We start from the raw sequence: 15206 nt of genomic DNA on the forward strand, positions 1-15206 counted from the left end.
GCGCTACCGGGGACGGGCGTTTGGGGGAGGGTGTGCGAGCGCGCTGGGCGGTTGAGTGGTGGTGTGCTGAGGATTTCGGTGGGTGCGGTTCGGGACCGGTGGCAGTTGTTCGCCGGGGCGGTGGTTGCGGTGGCGCTCGGGGTGGGGCTGGTGCAGTCGGCGCTGCAGGTGATGGCGGCGACCGACCGGCCCGTACTACCGGCAGGGCTGACGGGAATCGAGCGGGCGCACATCCGCGACGGGTACGCGGGTGCGGCGACGTTGCTCGGGATGACGGTGATGCTGGCGGTCTTCCTGACCGTGTTCATCGTCAGTACGACCTTCGGCTTCACCGTCGTACAGCGGCGGCGAGAGCTCGCGTTGCTGCGACTGGTCGGCGCGCAACGCGGCAGCCTCCGACTGATGTTGCTCGGCGAGGCGGTGTTGCTCGGCCTGGTGGGGACGGCGGTCGGCGTACCGGTCGGCCTGCTCGGCACCTTCGCGCAATCGAAACTCCTTGTTTCCTTGGGGATGCTGCCACAGTGGTTCACTGCGCCTTGGGATCCAGGCGCCCTGTACGCCGCCGCGATCGTCGGCGTGAGCACCGCCGTGGTCGGTGTCTTCGCCGCAGCCTGGCGGGCATCGCGGATCAGCGCATTGGAGGCTTTGTCGGACCTCCCAGAGGGCCGACCGGTGATGACCGGCTGGCGCTGGTTCTGGGGGTTGTCGGCCGCAGTGTCGACGGCCGCGCTGGTCGCCATCGCGCAGGCAGCCGGTGATCTGGTCGCCGGACTGACTATCGCCTTGCTGGTGATGGTCAGCGGCTCAGTCGCGCTGAGCCAACTGAGCCCGGTCGTCGTACCGTGGGTCGGCCGCCTCCCCGCGCTCGTACTCCGCGGCAGCGTCGTCGCAGACCTGGCCCGCGCCAACGTCCTCCACGCGGTACGCCGAAGCGCCGCCACCGCCGCCCCGCTGATCGTCCTGGCCGGCTTGCTGCTCGGCCTCTGGGGCACTTTCGGCTCACTCGCCAAGGCCGTCGGCGAGGAACAGCGCCAACTCATCACCGCCGACCTCGTCGTACCCGGCGAAGTCGCCTCCACCGCAGGAATCGCCGTCGCCTCACCGCAGACCATCGTGCCGATCACCATCCGCCACAACCGCCGGACCACGTACTCCGAGGCGATCGGCATCGACCCGACTGCCTGGCAGCAGACCCACAAACTCCGCCCCCGCAAGGGCTCGCTGGCCCGCCTGACCGGCGCGGTGATCGCCATCGGCCCAGGAATGAGTGCCGAGGGCTACAAACTCAATTCGGTGCTGGCGGCAACCATCGACGGCCGGACGGTCAAGCTGAAGGTGGTTGCGATCCTGCCCGAGACGCTGGACGTCGGTGACAACTTCTTCGTCCCGCGCGCGCTGACGCCGGCCGGCCGGACGGAGACGCTGGTGAAACTCGCCGACGGCGCCGACCTGACGGCGGCAGCACACCGGCTGGCTGGGCGTACGGTGGCCGACTGGGCGCAGAGCCGGGGCGAAGCGCAGCAGCGCGGCAACACGGCCATCTTCGCGGTACTGATGGGCTTGTCCGGTGTCTACGCCGCGGTCGCCGTAGTCAACGCGATCGTCATGTCCACCGCCGACCGCCGCCGAGAATTCGCCCAAGCCAGAATGGCCGGCCTCACCAGACCTCAGGTCCTCCTGATAGCCCTACTCGAGTCCCTGACCGTCGTCCTCGTCGGCGTCCTCCTCGGCTGCATCGTGGCAGCCGCAGCCCTGGCCGGCATAGCCACCGGCACCGCGAGCACCTACGGCGTCGTAGTCGTAGCAATCCCTTGGCGCCTACTCGCCCTGATCCTGGGAGGCTCCCTCATCGTCGTCGGATCCACCGCAGCCACCACCGCCTGGCTAGCAACCAAGCCGCAACCCATCACCTTGCTCAGCGGCCGCGAGTAGCCCGGCGCGGCAGCTCATACAGACGACGATGTGGTGGACTTCCGTCAGCTGAGACGGCCATGCGTCGGTCGCCGGCAGGAAAGAGTCTGGCTGAGAACGCGCCTGGATGGTGGGATGGCGGTACGGTGGAGGTATCACGCCGATTCTGTTCGGTGTGACTGGCTGCCCAAGACCCCGGCGTCGCTCTGCTCGAGTGGAAATTGCATAGGGAGTTGGGCCGATGGCGCTCATCCGTACTCGCCTCCGGCGATCGGTGACTGCTTCCGCGACGGCGATCGCAGGGCCGCGTCCCGAATCCAGCGATGCAGTGGTGTCGGCCGGTGAGGTGGCGCGCTGGGCCCAGCTCTACGACGCAGCCGGGATCACCGAGACGCTGGGACTGGTACAAGACTCTGTACTACGTATCGCCGGCGGTGACTGCGCAGGAGTGATTCTCCGCCGCCACGGACTCGCCTCGGCGAGCGCGATCGATCCACGGGCAGAGCTGGCCGATCAACTGCAACTGGACCAGGGAAGCGGGCCGTCCGTGCCACTGAGGGGCGCGCACGGCAGCGTGCTGATCGCCGACACCGCCACCGATCAACGCTGGCCACGTTGGAGCCGGCAGGTGGCTGACCTCGGGCTGCGAAGCGTGCTCACCGTCCCACTCGCGACCAGTGCCTCGGCTGTGGGTGCGCTGACTGTCTACGCGGTTGCGCCGAACCAGTTCACGACCGGCGACGAGGCCGCGGCGCTGCTGCTGGCGAGGCACGCTGCTGTGGCGCTGTCGAACGTGGTGCAGATCGCGGACCTGGCCAAGGCTGTCGAGGCCCGGCATCGCATCGGCCAGGCGCAGGGAGTGCTGATGGAACGGTTCGCGATCGACGCCGACCAGGCGTTCGCAGTACTGCGCCGGTACTCCCAGGACGGCAACGTCAAGCTCCGGGTGGTCGCTGCCCGGCTGGTCGCCACCCGCATACTCCCGGACGGGCCGGCGGATGGCGACAGCTGACTAGGCGTCTGCTGCTGTGAGGGCGGTTGCTTCGGTCTCGGAGTGGACGACCGGGGTACGAAGGTGGGCCAGGGGCTTCCATCCGGTGGCCAGTACGCAGACCGCCAGCAGTACTGCGAAAGCGCCTACCCAGAAGGGGATCTGGACGTTGATCTCCTCGCCTAGTTTGCCTGCGAGCCAGGGGGCGACGGCGCCGCCGGAGAAGCGGACGAAGCTGTAGGCGGCGGAGGCGGTGCCTCGTTCTACGGGGGCGGCGGCCATGACGGCTTCGGTGATGAGGGTGTTGTTCACGCCGAGGAAGAGGCCGGCGACGATCACGCCTACGGCCAGTACCGGCGGGTGGTGGGCGTAGAGGCCCATGAGGGCCAGGTCTGCTGCGAAGAGGAGCAGGGACGTCATCACGACGGGGAGAGTTCCGAAGCGGCGTTGCAGGCGGGGGGCGGCGAAGACCGAGGTGAGTGCGAGGCCGATGCCCCAGCCGAAGAAGATCAGGCCGATCTGGCGGGCCGACATGCCCAGCGGGAACGGGGTGAAGGCGAGGAGGGTGAAGAAGCCGAAGTTGTAGAGGAGGGCGGTGACGGCGACGGTGGCGAGCGACCGGTGCCGGAGTGCCTTCAGGGGTTCGATGATCGACGTACGCCGGGGAGCGGGCGGCGACGCGGGGAGCAGGAACGCGGTGGCGGCCAGCGCGATCGTCATCAGGACCGCGACGCCGAAGAACGGGCCGCGCCAGGAGATCGTGCCGAGCTCACCGCCGACGAGCGGACCGGCCGCGATGCCGACGCCGAGCGCCGCTTCGTACAGGATGATCGCCTGGGCGACGGAACCGCTGGCGGAGTTGACGATCGTCGCCAATGCGGTGGCGATGAAGAGGGCGTTGCCCAGACCCCAGCCGGCCCGGAAGGCGACGATCATGCCGATCGAGTTGGACAGGCCGGCCAGCGCGCTGAAGACGACGATGATGGCCAGACCGATCAGCAGGGTGCGCTTGGCGCCGATCCGGCTGGAGACCGCGCCGGTGATCAGCATCGCGACGCCGATCACGGCCATGTAGCTGGTGAACAGCAGCGACACCTGGGACGGGCTCGCGTGCAGTTGCTCGGCGATCGGCTTGAGGATCGGGTCGACCAGGCCGATGCCCATGAACGCGATCACGCACGCGAACGCGACGGCCCAGACGGACTTGGGTTGCTTCAGGAACGAGTTGCTGCTCACCGGTTGCTCTCCTCCAGAGGCTTGAGAATTCGGTGCATGACGGTGACCGCGGCCTGAAGGGTTTCGAGGTCGGATTGCGGCAGGTGCTTCAGCCGGGCGGCGATGGCCTCACCGGCTTCGTGCCGGGCGCGGTCGAGCTCGGCACGGCCGGCCGGGGTGAGGCTGATCAGGCTGGCGCGGGAGTCGGCGGGGTCGGGCTCACGGCGTACCCAGCCGTTCTCCTCCTGGCGCTGGACCAGGTTGGACATCGTCGGCTGCGAACACCGGTCCGCCTTGGCGAGCTCGCTGATCCGGGTCGGCCCGAGCTCGTCGAGCCGGCCCATCAGCCGCATCGCCGCATGCGGCAACGCGCTCACATCCCGGCTGGCCAGCCGGGTCAACCGCGCCGAGGCGACGACGACGTCGACCCCGAGCTGAGAAAGATCTGTCGAAGCGATCACGTGAGACAACTATACATAGGAATGCTATGTATATCCAGAGCGGGTGAGTCAGATCGGTGGCTGAAGCCCTGGGCAGCCCCGGTCGATGCGGCCGGTGTCGAAGTAGGTGACGACCTCTGCCGCACAGGCCGGGACTCTCGTGGTGGAGACGTGGGCGTCGTCGGCGACCGTGTAGATGGTGCCGCCGATGGCCTTTCGGGTTTGGCGGGCCCAGTCGTAGACGGACATGAACTCGTAGAGATGAGCGGCGAGGATCAAGGAGCCGTTGGTCGGGCGGAGGGTGGCTTGCTGTGCTGGGAGCGGCCAGCCGGAGCAGAGGGCGGTGGTGCCCCAGCCCCGGCCGGTCACCGGGAGGCGCTTCTGGAGTTTCTGATAGTCGTGCCAAGCCTTCGCGAAGGTCGGACGGCTGCTGTCCTCGTTGCAGGTGACAGCCAGGTTCATGGTCATGCTCTGCATCTCGGGTGCGCCGGGGAGCGGTGCGGGCGGCGGCCCACCGAGTAGCTGCTTGACGGCCCGCGGTGCGGTCGGACCTGTGGCGGTGGCCAGTTCGGACAGGGCTTGGCCCACGCGGGTCCACTCGGCCGAGGTGCGGCCGGCCAAGTTGGCGATCACCGAGCCGTCGATCGGTCGCGGCAGGTCGGAGTACAGCTTGGGGCTGGTGTCGTACGCCTTGACCAGCTGCAGCACCTGCTCACGTACCTGGCGGGCAGTAGTGCCGAGGTCGTACGCCGTATGCCGATCGGCCAGCCATGCCGCGAAGCGCCCGAAGTTCCGCTCCATCGCCGCCGCACTCTCCTCGATGTGCCGGTCGAAATCGGTCCACGGCGGTGCCGGGCTGTCCAGGAAGACCCGGCCGGTGTACGTCGGGAACAAGCTCCTGTACGCCGCCCCGAGGTAGGTGCCCCAGGAGAGGCCGAGCAGGTTCAGCCTGTGATCGCCGAGCGCGGCCCGTACCTGGTTGACGTCCTTCGCGACGGTGTCGGTGGTGAGTTGCCCGATGAACTCCGGATCCGAGTTCGCGCAGCGCTGATTGACCGCCACCTGGGTCTCGTAGATCTTGCGCGCCATGGCTTCGGTCAGCGGACCCGGTTTGTCCGGGCCGTTCATCGGGAGCTCGCAGGCGACCTTGGTGCTGTAGCCGACGCCGCGGGGATCGAAGCCGATGAGGTCGTACTGCTCGTTCAGCGAAGCCATTTCCTGGTTGCGGAGCATGACGCGCAGGATCGGGTCGAGGTATCCGCTGCCACCGGGACCGCCGGGCAGTACCGCGACGCTGCCCTTGCGATGACCCGTGGCGGCGAGCCGCGTGACCGCGATGTCGATCTTCCGTCCGCCGGGATCGGCGTAGTCCAGCGGCACGCTGACCGTGCCGCAGTCGAGGCGGTCCATCAAAGTACGGAACGTCGCGAGCTGATCCGGAGCGACGCCCAGGTTCCGGATCACGTCGTCGGAATAGCTGGGGCACGCCTTCCACGAGATAGGCGGTGGCGCGGCTCCGGCCGGAGACAAGTGCGCGGCAGGCATCGCCACGGCCATCGTCGCGGCGGCGAGCAAGGGTCGGATTCTCATAAGGTCATCCGACCGGTCCCGGCGTTTCCTTGCCGTTTCCTCAGAACGAGGCGATGAGTTCGGCGGCCTCGGCTGGGCCGTCGGCGGCGGCGTACAGCTTCTGGATGTGTTCGGCCGCGGCTTTGGGGGAGTTGCTGCCGAGTAGTTGGGCTGCGAGGGTGGCGAGGTTGTCGGTTGGGGTTGCGGCACGGGCGGCGCCCAGGCGTTCGACCAGGGCCAGGTTGAGTGCCTGTTCAGGATGCAGTGGGATGCCGAGGAGGGGTGTGCCGCTGGCCATCGCGGTTTGGACGCTGCCTTGGCCGCCGGTGGTGACGGCGAGGTCGACCTGGGGCATGACGAGGTGGCTGGGGAGGATGCCTTCGATCAGGATCCGGTCGGTCGCGAGGTCGACCATGTCGTGGATCGTCCCGGCGACGAGGATGCGGGCGTCGAGTGCGCTGAGTGAAGCGATGGCGGCGCGGACCTGGGCGGGCGGGGTCGAGGTCATCGCCAGGTAGATGGTCGGGCCGGGCTGGTGGAGGAACTTCTGGACTCGGTCGGGGAGTGGGACGTCGAGGTGTGCGAAGAGAGGACCTACGGCGGCCAGTCGCGAGCCGGGGCGGTAGCCGGGGTCGCCGTCCGGATTCCAGCCGGCGAGTTCGGTGGCGGAGACGCCTAGAACTTCGGCGACCTCCGGTACCAGCGAGAGATCGCCCAGCAGCAACGCCGCGAGGCTCGGAATGCCTTGTACGCCGAGAGAATCGGCCACCCGGTTGAAGCCCGAGGTGTAGGCATCCATCTCGGCAGGCTTCCGGTCCGGCGGAAGGTACCGCTCGAACACCGGCGGTACGAAGCTCCCCGCATGCTCCGTCACAACCCGTACGCCGGCCAGCCGCGACGACAGCAACGAGGTCAGCGTAAAGCCGGTGACCGCCACGCTGACCCCATGTGCCCGGAAGTACTCAGCCTCCAACTGCACGTACGACCGGATCTCGTCATCCTCGTACATGCTCTGCCCCGGATCCCCAAGCCCCACAGCCGATCCGACGAAGCGCGCCGCCCGCGCCGGCGACAGGCCAGGACCCAGTACGTCGTACGGGATCCCTGCGAGCAGGCGTTCGTGCGGGCCGCCATGGGTGGTGACACGGACCGGGACGCCGAGCTCGGTCAGGGCGCGGTGGAGCTCGAGCATCCGCGAGGTCTCGGACAGGTAGGCGCAGTGTGGCAGTAAACAGATCACGGTCTTGCCCCCTTCGATGATGATAGGTAATATATTGCCTATGTCACCGCGAGACAAGACCGAAGACCTGCTCGGGATCGGCCCGGCCTCGGCGCTCGAGCCGTCGATCCGGGCCTTCCGGACCACGCTCGCCCTGGCGCAGCGACTGCGGTACGCGATGGACGAGCGACTGCGCGAGGACGGTCTGACCACCCAGCAGGCCGCGTTGATCACAGTCGTCGTGGCAGCCGGCAAGCCGTCCCTGGCCGAAGCCGCGGCCGCGCTCGGCAGCACTCATCAGAACGTCGCCCAGATCGTCGCCGCCCTGGTCCGCAAGGACCTCCTGCAGGTCGAGCCCGACCCGGCCGACAAGCGCCGCAAGTTGCTCTCAGCAACGAATCACAGCGCGGCCTTCTGGAAGGAAAGGGACGCGGGCGACTTCGCGGCGGTCGCCGGCTGGTTCGCCGATCTCACCCCGGCCGAGCTGCAGACCTTCTGCGAGCTGTCCGATCGCGTCATCGCGAGGCTCACCAATGATTAAGGCAGCCCTCGGCAGCACGGTCTTCTTCTTCGCCGCACCCTGCGTGGTCGCCGGGCTGATCCCGTGGGGGATCAATGGCTGGGACGACCCGAGGTTCTGGCCGGCAATGTTCTTGATCATCGCCGGTGTGCTCGTCGTGGTGCGCGCCTTCATCCGCTTCGTCCGCGAGGGCCGCGGCACCCCCGCGCCGATCGCCCCGACCGAGCGCCTGGTGATCGGCGGCGACTTCCGTTTCGTCCGCAACCCCATGTACGTCGGCGTCGTGACAACCATCCTCGGCCAGGCCCTGCTCTTCCTCGACCCAGCCCTACTCCTCTACGGCATCGGAGCGTGGGCGGTGATGGCGTCCTTCGTGCGCTGGTACGAAGAGCCAGTACTACGCCAGCGCTACGGCAGCCAATACGACGACTACCGCAAGGCCGTCCCCGCGTGGATCCCTAGGGTGCGACCGTGGCGTCGGACTGTCCCGCCCGCTTGAGCGATTCCGCCACAAACCCGCTCGCCTTCAACTCCTCGACCACCTCACGCAGGAACTCAACGGTCTCCGGCTGCCGATCCTTCGTCGTACCGACCGCTTGCTGGATCTGCATGAAGCGCTCGTCGATCAGCCGGACATCGTCATTCGCCGCGACGAAGGCCGTGATCGGCTGCCGAATACCCGCGGCCGCCTCCAGCGACTCCGCGCGGAAAGCATCCGTGCCCTCAGCACCCCGAACCACAGTGGCGTTCTGCAGCGTGCGAGTCAGGAACAGGTCGTACGCCGACCCCTGCTTCACGCCGATCCGCACCCCCGGGCTGTCCACCGATGCGACAGTCGTGAGCGGCGAGTCCTGCGGCACCGCGTAGACGCCTTCGATCACGACGTACGGGGCAGTGAAGGCGACCTCCGCCTCCCGCGCCGGATCGATGGCGAGGAAGCAGAGGTCGGCCGCACCCGACGTCATCGCCTCGAACGACTTCCGCGCCGCGTCGAAGCAGAGGAACTCCACCGGTACGCCGAGGCGCGCCGCGATCTCCCGGGCGAGGTCGACCGTGATGCCGGTCGGCTCGTCCGGGGTGCCCTGGGCGAGCACCGGATTGCCCAGGTTGATCGAGGCACGCAGGACGCCGGTGGGAGCCAGATCGGTTGCGAAAGAAGAAGTCACGAGGCCCGAGCGTATAACCCGCCAGGGCCGTCGCTCGGCGGCGATCTCGTCAGGTTCGCAGGTCGGTGGCGAGCACGCGGGCGATGTTGCGTTCGGCAAGGGCCGTGATGGTGACGAACGGGTTGACGCCGATCGAGCCCGGGATGAGCGAACCGTCCGTCACATAGAGGTTGCGGTAGCCGCGGACCCGGCCGTAGTCGTCGGTCGCCTTGCCCAGCACGCAACCACCGAGCGGGTGATAGCAGAAGTCGGCCGCGAACTCCCGGTTGCCGCCGAACAGATCGTGCCGGTACGTCGTACCGATCGCGCGGTTGATCCGGTCGAAAAGCGCCCGCGCGGTCGCGATCGACGGGTTGCTCTGCGTCGCGCCCCAATGGAGTTCGGCTCGATCGGTCGACGGGTTGTAGCTGAAGCGGCCGCGCTCGGGGCTGGCCGTGATCGCCAGGTAGAGGCTGGCCCAGGTCTCGATGCCGATCGGCAGCGGCGCGATCTCCGCGAAGGCCGGGTGGATCGGGTCGTTCCAGTTGTCGATGGCCAGCGTCGGGATCGTCGACTGAAGGAAACCGGTCGGGTCCCACAGATGGTTGGCGCGCGACGTCATCACGTTGCCGTTGCTGCCCCAGCCGGTGCCGATCGCCGCGGAGAGGTTGGGCAGGGCATCGGTTTCGCGGGCCCTGAGCAACAGTTCGGTGGTACCGACACTGCCGGCGCCGAGGAAGAGGTGTTCGCAGCCCAGCTCGCTGCGGCGGAGAACTTTGCCTGAGGCATCGATCTTCTCGAGGGTCAGCACATAGCCGGTCTTGTCCTGGCGGATCGCGGTGACCCGGGTGAGGGTCTGGATCGTCACCTTGCCGGTGCCGACCGCATCTGCGAGATAGGTCTTGTCGAGGCTCTGTTTGCCGTGGTTGTTGCCGTAGATGACCTCACCGGCCAGCGCTGACCGAGGGACCTGGTTGCGCTCTTCCCGTTGCAGATAACGGAAGTCGTAGACGTTCGGGATCACGGTCGTCTTGAAGCCGGCTTGATGCGCGTGCCGGCGGGACACGCGCGCGTAGCGGTAGACCGGGGTCTGCTCGAGGTAGCGCGGGTCGATCGTGTTGACGCCGAGCATCTTGTTGGCGAGCGGGAAGTACCGCCGGTACATCTGGTCGGCGTCGACGCGCGGCAGCATCTTCTCGAAGTACGCGCGCTTCGGGGTCGGCGCCATGCCGCCGTTGACGAGTGAGCCGCCGCCGACGCCGCGGCCGACGTAGACGCCCATGTTGGGGAAGTCGATCCGGTCGAGCACACCGGCGTACGGCGTACCGATGTCGCGGTTGACCACGTCGAGCCACAGGAACGTGTCGAGCGGTGCCTTGGTGCGGCGGCTGAACCACATCGAGCGGGAGTCCGGGTTCAGGGTCGAGCAGAAGATCTTGCCGTCCTTACCGGGCTTGTTCCACAACTGGCCCAGCTCGAGCATCGTCGTGGTGATGCCGGCCTCGCCGAGGCGCAGGGCGGTGACGGCGGACCCGTAGCCGGTGCCGACCACGACGGCGGGGACGAAGGTTCGCTTCTGAACAGCAGAGGCGGTGCTGATCTGGGTGAGGCCGAGGGCGGCCGCGGAGGTGAAGGCGGTCAGGCCGGCGAACCGGCGGCGGGACATAACGGACGGGTCAGTCTCCAAAAGGCGCATCGACGCACCGTAGCCGCTCGGATGCCTTCGGTAGCAACCCAGGTGATCAGCGTCACGTGCCCCATCGTGCAGTTCTGCAAAGTTGCAGCAATAAGAATTTGCACTGACTGCAAGTTTTAGTACCGTGGAGGCGTGATGGAGATCGAGGAGACCGCCGCCGCGCCTGGCCGGCGGGAGCGCAAGAAGCGGGAGACCCGCGCGGCACTGACCGCCGCGGCGCTCCGGCTGGCGCTGGAGAAGGGGCCGGACAACGTCACGGTCGAGGAGATCAGCGAGGCGGCCGACGTCTCGGTGCGGACCTTCTTCAACTACTTCTCGCACAAGGAGCACGCCATCCTCGGCCGCGACCCGGACGACCTCGAGCTGGCCCTGCGCCGGATCCGCGAGGCGCCGGCCGGTGAGTCGCCGTTCGCCACGATGCGGGCGATCGTGGCCCGGGTGCTCGACGACCTGGAGTCGATCGAGGACCAGGAGACCGCGCTGGCGCAGCGGATCCGGCTGATCACCGAGTCGCCCAACCTGCTGGCCCAGTTCGTGGTGCTCGGCAGTGAGGACGAGCGCGACCTCGCGGCGGCCCTGGGCGACCAGATGGGCGAGCCGCTCGGCTCGCCGCTCCCGGCCTTGATCGTCAGCGCGACCTCGATGGCCGTCCGGGTGGCGGTCGAGCAGCGCAAGGCCGGCTCGGACCGCTCGATCAGAAGCCTCGTCGACGAGGGCTTCAGCCTGCTGGCGACCGGCCTCGATCCGCACTACGACCCGACCCTGGAATCCCGTACCGATCAGAAAGGTCAAGCATGACTACGACCTCTTCGTCCTCGCCGGAGCCGGCGGGGACGGTTGAGTCCGCTGGGGTAGGCATCGCGACCGAAGCACCCGCTCAACTCACCCCGAGGCAGACGATCCAGGCCATCTCCGGCCTGATGATGGGCATGTTCGTCGCGATCCTGGCCGGCACGGTCGTCTCGACCGCGCTGCCGCGGATCATCCACGACCTCGGCGCGAGCCAGTCGTCGTACACGTGGGTGGTCACCCTCGAGTTGCTGACGATGACGGCCACCGTGCCGTTGTGGGGCAAGCTCGCCGACCTCTACAACAACAAGCTGCTGGTCCAGCTGTCGCTGAGCTTCTTCGTGGTCGGCTCGCTGGTGGCCGGCTTCGCGCCGAACATCGAAGTACTGCTGGGCAGCCGGGTGCTGCAGGGACTCGGCGCCGGCGGTCTGACCGCGCTGGTGCAGATCGTGATGGCGGCGATCATCCCGCCGCGTGAGCTCGGCCGGTACTCCGGAATCTTCGGCGCCATCTTCGCGTCGGCGACTGTCGGCGGCCCGCTCCTGGGTGGCTTCCTGGTCGATTCGCCGCTGGGCTGGCGGGCCTGCTTCCTGGTTGGCGTGCCGTTCGTGCTGGCCGCGATCGTCTTGCTGCAAAGGACGTTGAAGCTGCCGACCGTACGGCGTGAGGTGAAGATCGACTGGTGGGGCGCGTTCCTGATCACGGCCGGCGTGAGCACGCTGCTGGTCTGGTCGTCGTTCGCCGGCAACAAGTTCGAGTGGGCCTCCGGCTGGAGCTTCCTGCTGGTGGGTGCGGCGGTCGCGGCCTTGGTGGCGGCCGTTCTGGTCGAGCGCCGGCACCCGGAGCCGATCATTCCGATGGACCTGTTCCGCAACCGCACGGTGACCCTGTCGATCATCGCTAGCGCGCTGGTCGGTCTGGCGATGTTCGGCGGGTCGGTGTTCCTGGCGCAGTACTTCCAGATCGCGCAGGGCTATTCGCCCACCAAGGCCGGGCTGATGAGCCTGCCGTTGATTCTCGGCATGATGGTCGCCTCGACGATCGCCGGTGGGCTGATCACGAAGTACGGCAAGTGGAAGATCTACCTGGTGATCGGCAGCGTGCTGTTGCCGATCGGGCTGGCGCTGTTCGGCACGATCGAGGCGCACACGTCGAAGTACATGCTGTGGGCCTTCATGGTGGTGCTCGGCGTCGGCATCGGCCTGGTGATGCAGAACCTGGTGCTCGCCGCGCAGAACGACGTACCGGCTCGTGAGCTGGGCGCTGCGACGTCGGCGGTGAGCTTCTTCCGCAGCATGGGCGGCACGATCGGCGTCAGCGTGCTCGGCGCGATCCTGGCCAACAAGGTGACCGAGACCCTCAACCCCGGCGGCTCGTCATCCGGTGGCAGCGGCACGGTGCCGAACATCGCTGACCTGCCCGAGCAGGCGCGGGCGGTCGTCGAGAACGCGTACGGCGATGCGACGGCCGATTTGTTCATGATGTCGGTGCCGTTCGCGGTGCTCGCGTTGATCGCCGTCCTGTTCATCAAGGAGAAGGTGCTGCTGACCACGACGGGCGCCGAGCGCCGGGCCGAGGAAGAAGCAGCAGGCAGGTTGCAGGACGACATCTAGGCTGGCTGCATGATCGTTGCATTCAGCATCAGCCCGGCTGCCGGGGACGAGACCGGTGGCGTGAGCGAGGCGGTCGCCGAGGCGGTCCGGATCGTTCGCGCCTCCGGCCTGCCGAACGAGACCAACGCGATGTTCACCAACATCGAGGGGGAGTGGGACGAGGTGATGGCGGTGGTGAAGCAGGCCGTCGAGGCTGTCACCGCCGTCTCGCCCCGGGTCAGCCTGGTGTTGAAGGCCGACATCCGCCCCGGCTACACCGGCCAGCTCACCGCCAAGGTGGAGCGGATCGAGCAGGCGCTCGCCGACTAGTACGCAGCCGCTCGGTCAGTGGCTGTTGAGGGCCGCGATCGCTTCCGGCAGGCGGTTCTCACGCTCGGCGTCGCGGAGGAAACCGACTCGCTGGACGGTGACCTCTTCGACGTCGGGCCGGTCGTGCAGGATGGCCATCGTCTCGGTCAGGAAGTCCTCGACCGGCATCGCCGACGGCGCGTCCTGCATGCCCATCAAGGTGGTCGCGACGTGTGGCGGGACCAGTTCGATCACCTGGACTCCGGTGCCGGCCAGTTGCAGTCGCAGGCTCTGCGTGTAGCTGTGAACGGCGGCCTTGGTGGCGTTGTACGTCGCGGTGAGCGCGAGCGGCGTGAACGCGAGGCCCGACGACACCGTGAGGATCGTGGCGTCCGGCCTCGTTACCAGGTACGGCGTGAAGGCCGCGATCGTGCGGATCGTGCCGAGCAGGTTCGTGGTGATGGTCGCCTCGGCCGTGTCCAGATGGCCGGGGTCGAGCAGGTTCTCCGGGCGCATGATGCCCGACATGGTCAGCAGGGCGTTGAGGTCGGGGAAGCGGGTGGTGACCTCGTCGTACGCCGTCTGGATCGAGGCCGGGTCGTCGACGTCGAGGACGACCGTGTCGATGCCGGGGTGCTCCGTCGCGATCTGGTCGAGCAGTTCCTTGCGGCGGCCACCGATGATCACGTGGTTACCGAGAGCGTGCCAGCGCAACGCCAGGCCCAGCCCGAGTCCCGAAGTACCGCCGGTGATGAAGATCGTGTTCCCTGTCGTTTTCATGTCTCCAGCCTTGAGCGGATCCCGGTGGGCAACCAGGCCCGGTTCAGCCACTGCTCGGCAGGCAGTGGATAACTCCGGTGAGTTCGCCACACTGGAGACATGGAGTACGCCGATCTGTCCGATTTCCTGCGCAAACGCCGGGAGGCGCTGCAGCCCGAGGATGTCGGGATGCCGCGCGGCCGACGGCGCCGTACGCCGGGGCTGCGCCGCGAAGAGGTAGCGTCACTCGCCTCCATGTCGACCGACTACTACAGCCGGCTCGAAGGCGGCCGTGGTCCACAACCCTCGGTCGAAATGCTCGGCGCGATCGCCCGCGCGCTCCGGCTCACGCTCGACGAGCGCGACCACCTCTTCGTGCTGGCCGGCCACGGTACGCCGCCGCGCACGACCCGTGCCTGCCACGTCGACCCAGGAATGCTGCGGATCATGGACCGGCTGCACGACACCCCGGCGTTGCTGCTGAATCGCTGCGGCGAGACAGTCGCCCAGACTCCCGCCCACGTCGCCTTCGCGGGCGAGCAGACGAACTACGACGGTATGGAGCGCAGCGAGGCCTACCGCTGGTTCGTCCACCCGGAGTCGCGAGCGCTCTACCGGGACCCCGAGCTGAGCAAGCACAGCCGGCTCCTGGTCTCGATGTTGCGGGCGGTCGTCACGGCCGACGGGCCGAAGTCGTACGCCGCCTCGATCGCGCGCACCCTGCAGGAGCTGAGCCCGGAGTTCGCGGCGATCTGGGACACCCATGAGGTCGTCCCGCCGCACAGCCAGACCAAGCGCTTCCAGCACCCGGTGGTCGGTGAGCTCGAGCTGTACTGCGAGGTCATCGACAACCGGGACCAGCAGCAGACGCTGATCATTTTCACCGCGGAGCCGGGCAGCGAGAGCGCCGAGCGCCTCGAACTGCTCGCCGTCCTCGGCAGCCAGCAGCTGCTCACCGCGGAAAACTGAGGATCTTTCGGAAAAGGCTTGCCGAAGTCTTTACGGGGGTTCGGTCGTGGGTTAATTTAAGCCCTGAATTTCTGAACCCTAC

General features: G+C 67.8%; 15 protein-coding genes. 8 read left to right on the forward strand and 7 right to left on the reverse strand.

The genetic code is table 11. The annotated features are described in order from the left end of the window. Nucleotides 1-78: 78 nt before the first annotated feature. Both ABD116_RS25745 and ABD116_RS25750 read left to right on the forward strand, forming a co-directional pair. Nucleotides 79-1932 (forward strand): FtsX-like permease family protein, encoded by a 1854-nt coding sequence (locus ABD116_RS25745; protein ID WP_343975339.1) that lies wholly within the window; start codon nt 79-81, stop codon nt 1930-1932. Nucleotides 1933-2152: 220 nt separating this feature from the next. Then, nucleotides 2153-2923 carry a GAF and ANTAR domain-containing protein gene (locus tag ABD116_RS25750; protein WP_343975342.1) on the forward strand — a complete coding sequence of 257 codons (771 nt, stop codon included), beginning with the start codon at nt 2153-2155 and terminating at the stop codon, nt 2921-2923. Here the strand turns inward: ABD116_RS25750 and ABD116_RS25755 are convergent, their stop codons facing one another. The 4 genes from ABD116_RS25755 to ABD116_RS25770 are packed head-to-tail and all read right to left on the reverse strand — an operon-like array spanning nt 2924 to nt 7366. Next, a complete protein-coding gene (locus ABD116_RS25755) occupies nt 2924-4138 on the reverse strand; it encodes an MFS transporter (RefSeq protein ID WP_343975345.1) in 1215 nt (404 codons plus the stop codon). Next, complete coding sequence (locus tag ABD116_RS25760) at nt 4135-4578, reverse strand: MarR family winged helix-turn-helix transcriptional regulator (RefSeq protein ID WP_343975348.1); 444 nt, start codon at nt 4576-4578, stop codon at nt 4135-4137. Before ABD116_RS25760 ends, ABD116_RS25755 begins: the two co-directional genes overlap by 4 nt. Before the next feature lie 48 nt (nt 4579-4626). After that, entirely contained in the window at nt 4627-6147 is a 1521-nt protein-coding gene (locus ABD116_RS25765) for an alpha/beta fold hydrolase (RefSeq protein WP_343975351.1), read from the reverse strand. A gap of 40 nt (nt 6148-6187) precedes the next feature. Next, nucleotides 6188-7366 (reverse strand): glycosyltransferase, encoded by a 1179-nt coding sequence (locus tag ABD116_RS25770; RefSeq protein ID WP_343975354.1) that lies wholly within the window; start codon nt 7364-7366, stop codon nt 6188-6190. Between the two features lie 40 nt (nt 7367-7406). Between ABD116_RS25770 and ABD116_RS25775 the strand changes: the two genes are divergently transcribed. Then, entirely contained in the window at nt 7407-7886 is a 480-nt protein-coding gene (locus ABD116_RS25775) for a MarR family winged helix-turn-helix transcriptional regulator (RefSeq protein WP_343975356.1), read from the forward strand. Continuing rightward, nucleotides 7879-8364, forward strand: coding sequence for a methyltransferase family protein (locus ABD116_RS25780; protein ID WP_343975359.1), 486 nt, complete (start codon nt 7879-7881; stop codon nt 8362-8364). The genes ABD116_RS25775 and ABD116_RS25780 overlap by 8 nt, the downstream gene beginning before the upstream one ends. Here the strand turns inward: ABD116_RS25780 and ABD116_RS25785 are convergent. After that, a complete protein-coding gene (locus ABD116_RS25785; RefSeq protein ID WP_343975362.1) occupies nt 8324-9031 on the reverse strand; it encodes a transporter substrate-binding domain-containing protein in 708 nt (235 codons plus the stop codon). The genes ABD116_RS25780 and ABD116_RS25785 overlap by 41 nt on opposite strands. Before the next feature lie 49 nt (nt 9032-9080). Continuing rightward, nucleotides 9081-10706: a GMC oxidoreductase gene (locus ABD116_RS25790; protein WP_343975365.1), complete on the reverse strand. Its 1626-nt coding sequence runs from the start codon at nt 10704-10706 to the stop codon at nt 9081-9083. 135 nt (nt 10707-10841) lie between these two features. On the opposite strand from ABD116_RS25790, the gene ABD116_RS25795 reads away from it, so the two are divergent. The 3 genes from ABD116_RS25795 to ABD116_RS25805 are packed head-to-tail and all read left to right on the forward strand — an operon-like array spanning nt 10842 to nt 13417. Further along, nucleotides 10842-11504: a TetR/AcrR family transcriptional regulator gene (locus ABD116_RS25795; protein WP_343975368.1), complete on the forward strand. Its 663-nt coding sequence runs from the start codon at nt 10842-10844 to the stop codon at nt 11502-11504. Continuing rightward, nucleotides 11501-13108, forward strand: a complete 1608-nt coding sequence (locus ABD116_RS25800; RefSeq protein WP_343975372.1) for an MDR family MFS transporter — start codon at nt 11501-11503, stop codon at nt 13106-13108. Before ABD116_RS25795 ends, ABD116_RS25800 begins: the two co-directional genes overlap by 4 nt. 9 nt (nt 13109-13117) lie before the next feature. Beyond that, nucleotides 13118-13417, forward strand: coding sequence for a thiamine-binding protein (locus tag ABD116_RS25805; protein WP_343975375.1), 300 nt, complete (start codon nt 13118-13120; stop codon nt 13415-13417). A gap of 15 nt (nt 13418-13432) precedes the next feature. Here ABD116_RS25805 and ABD116_RS25810 read toward each other — a convergent pair whose 3' ends face one another. Continuing rightward, complete coding sequence (locus ABD116_RS25810) at nt 13433-14176, reverse strand: SDR family oxidoreductase (protein WP_343975378.1); 744 nt, start codon at nt 14174-14176, stop codon at nt 13433-13435. 99 nt (nt 14177-14275) lie between these two features. Here ABD116_RS25810 and ABD116_RS25815 point away from each other — a divergent pair, with 99 nt between their 5' ends. Beyond that, nucleotides 14276-15124 (forward strand): helix-turn-helix transcriptional regulator, encoded by an 849-nt coding sequence (locus ABD116_RS25815; RefSeq protein ID WP_343975381.1) that lies wholly within the window; start codon nt 14276-14278, stop codon nt 15122-15124. The last annotated feature ends 82 nt before the right edge of the window (nt 15125-15206 follow it).

It is taken from the genome of Kribbella koreensis, assembly GCF_039525325.1.
GTDB lineage: Bacteria > Actinomycetota > Actinomycetes > Propionibacteriales > Kribbellaceae > Kribbella > Kribbella koreensis.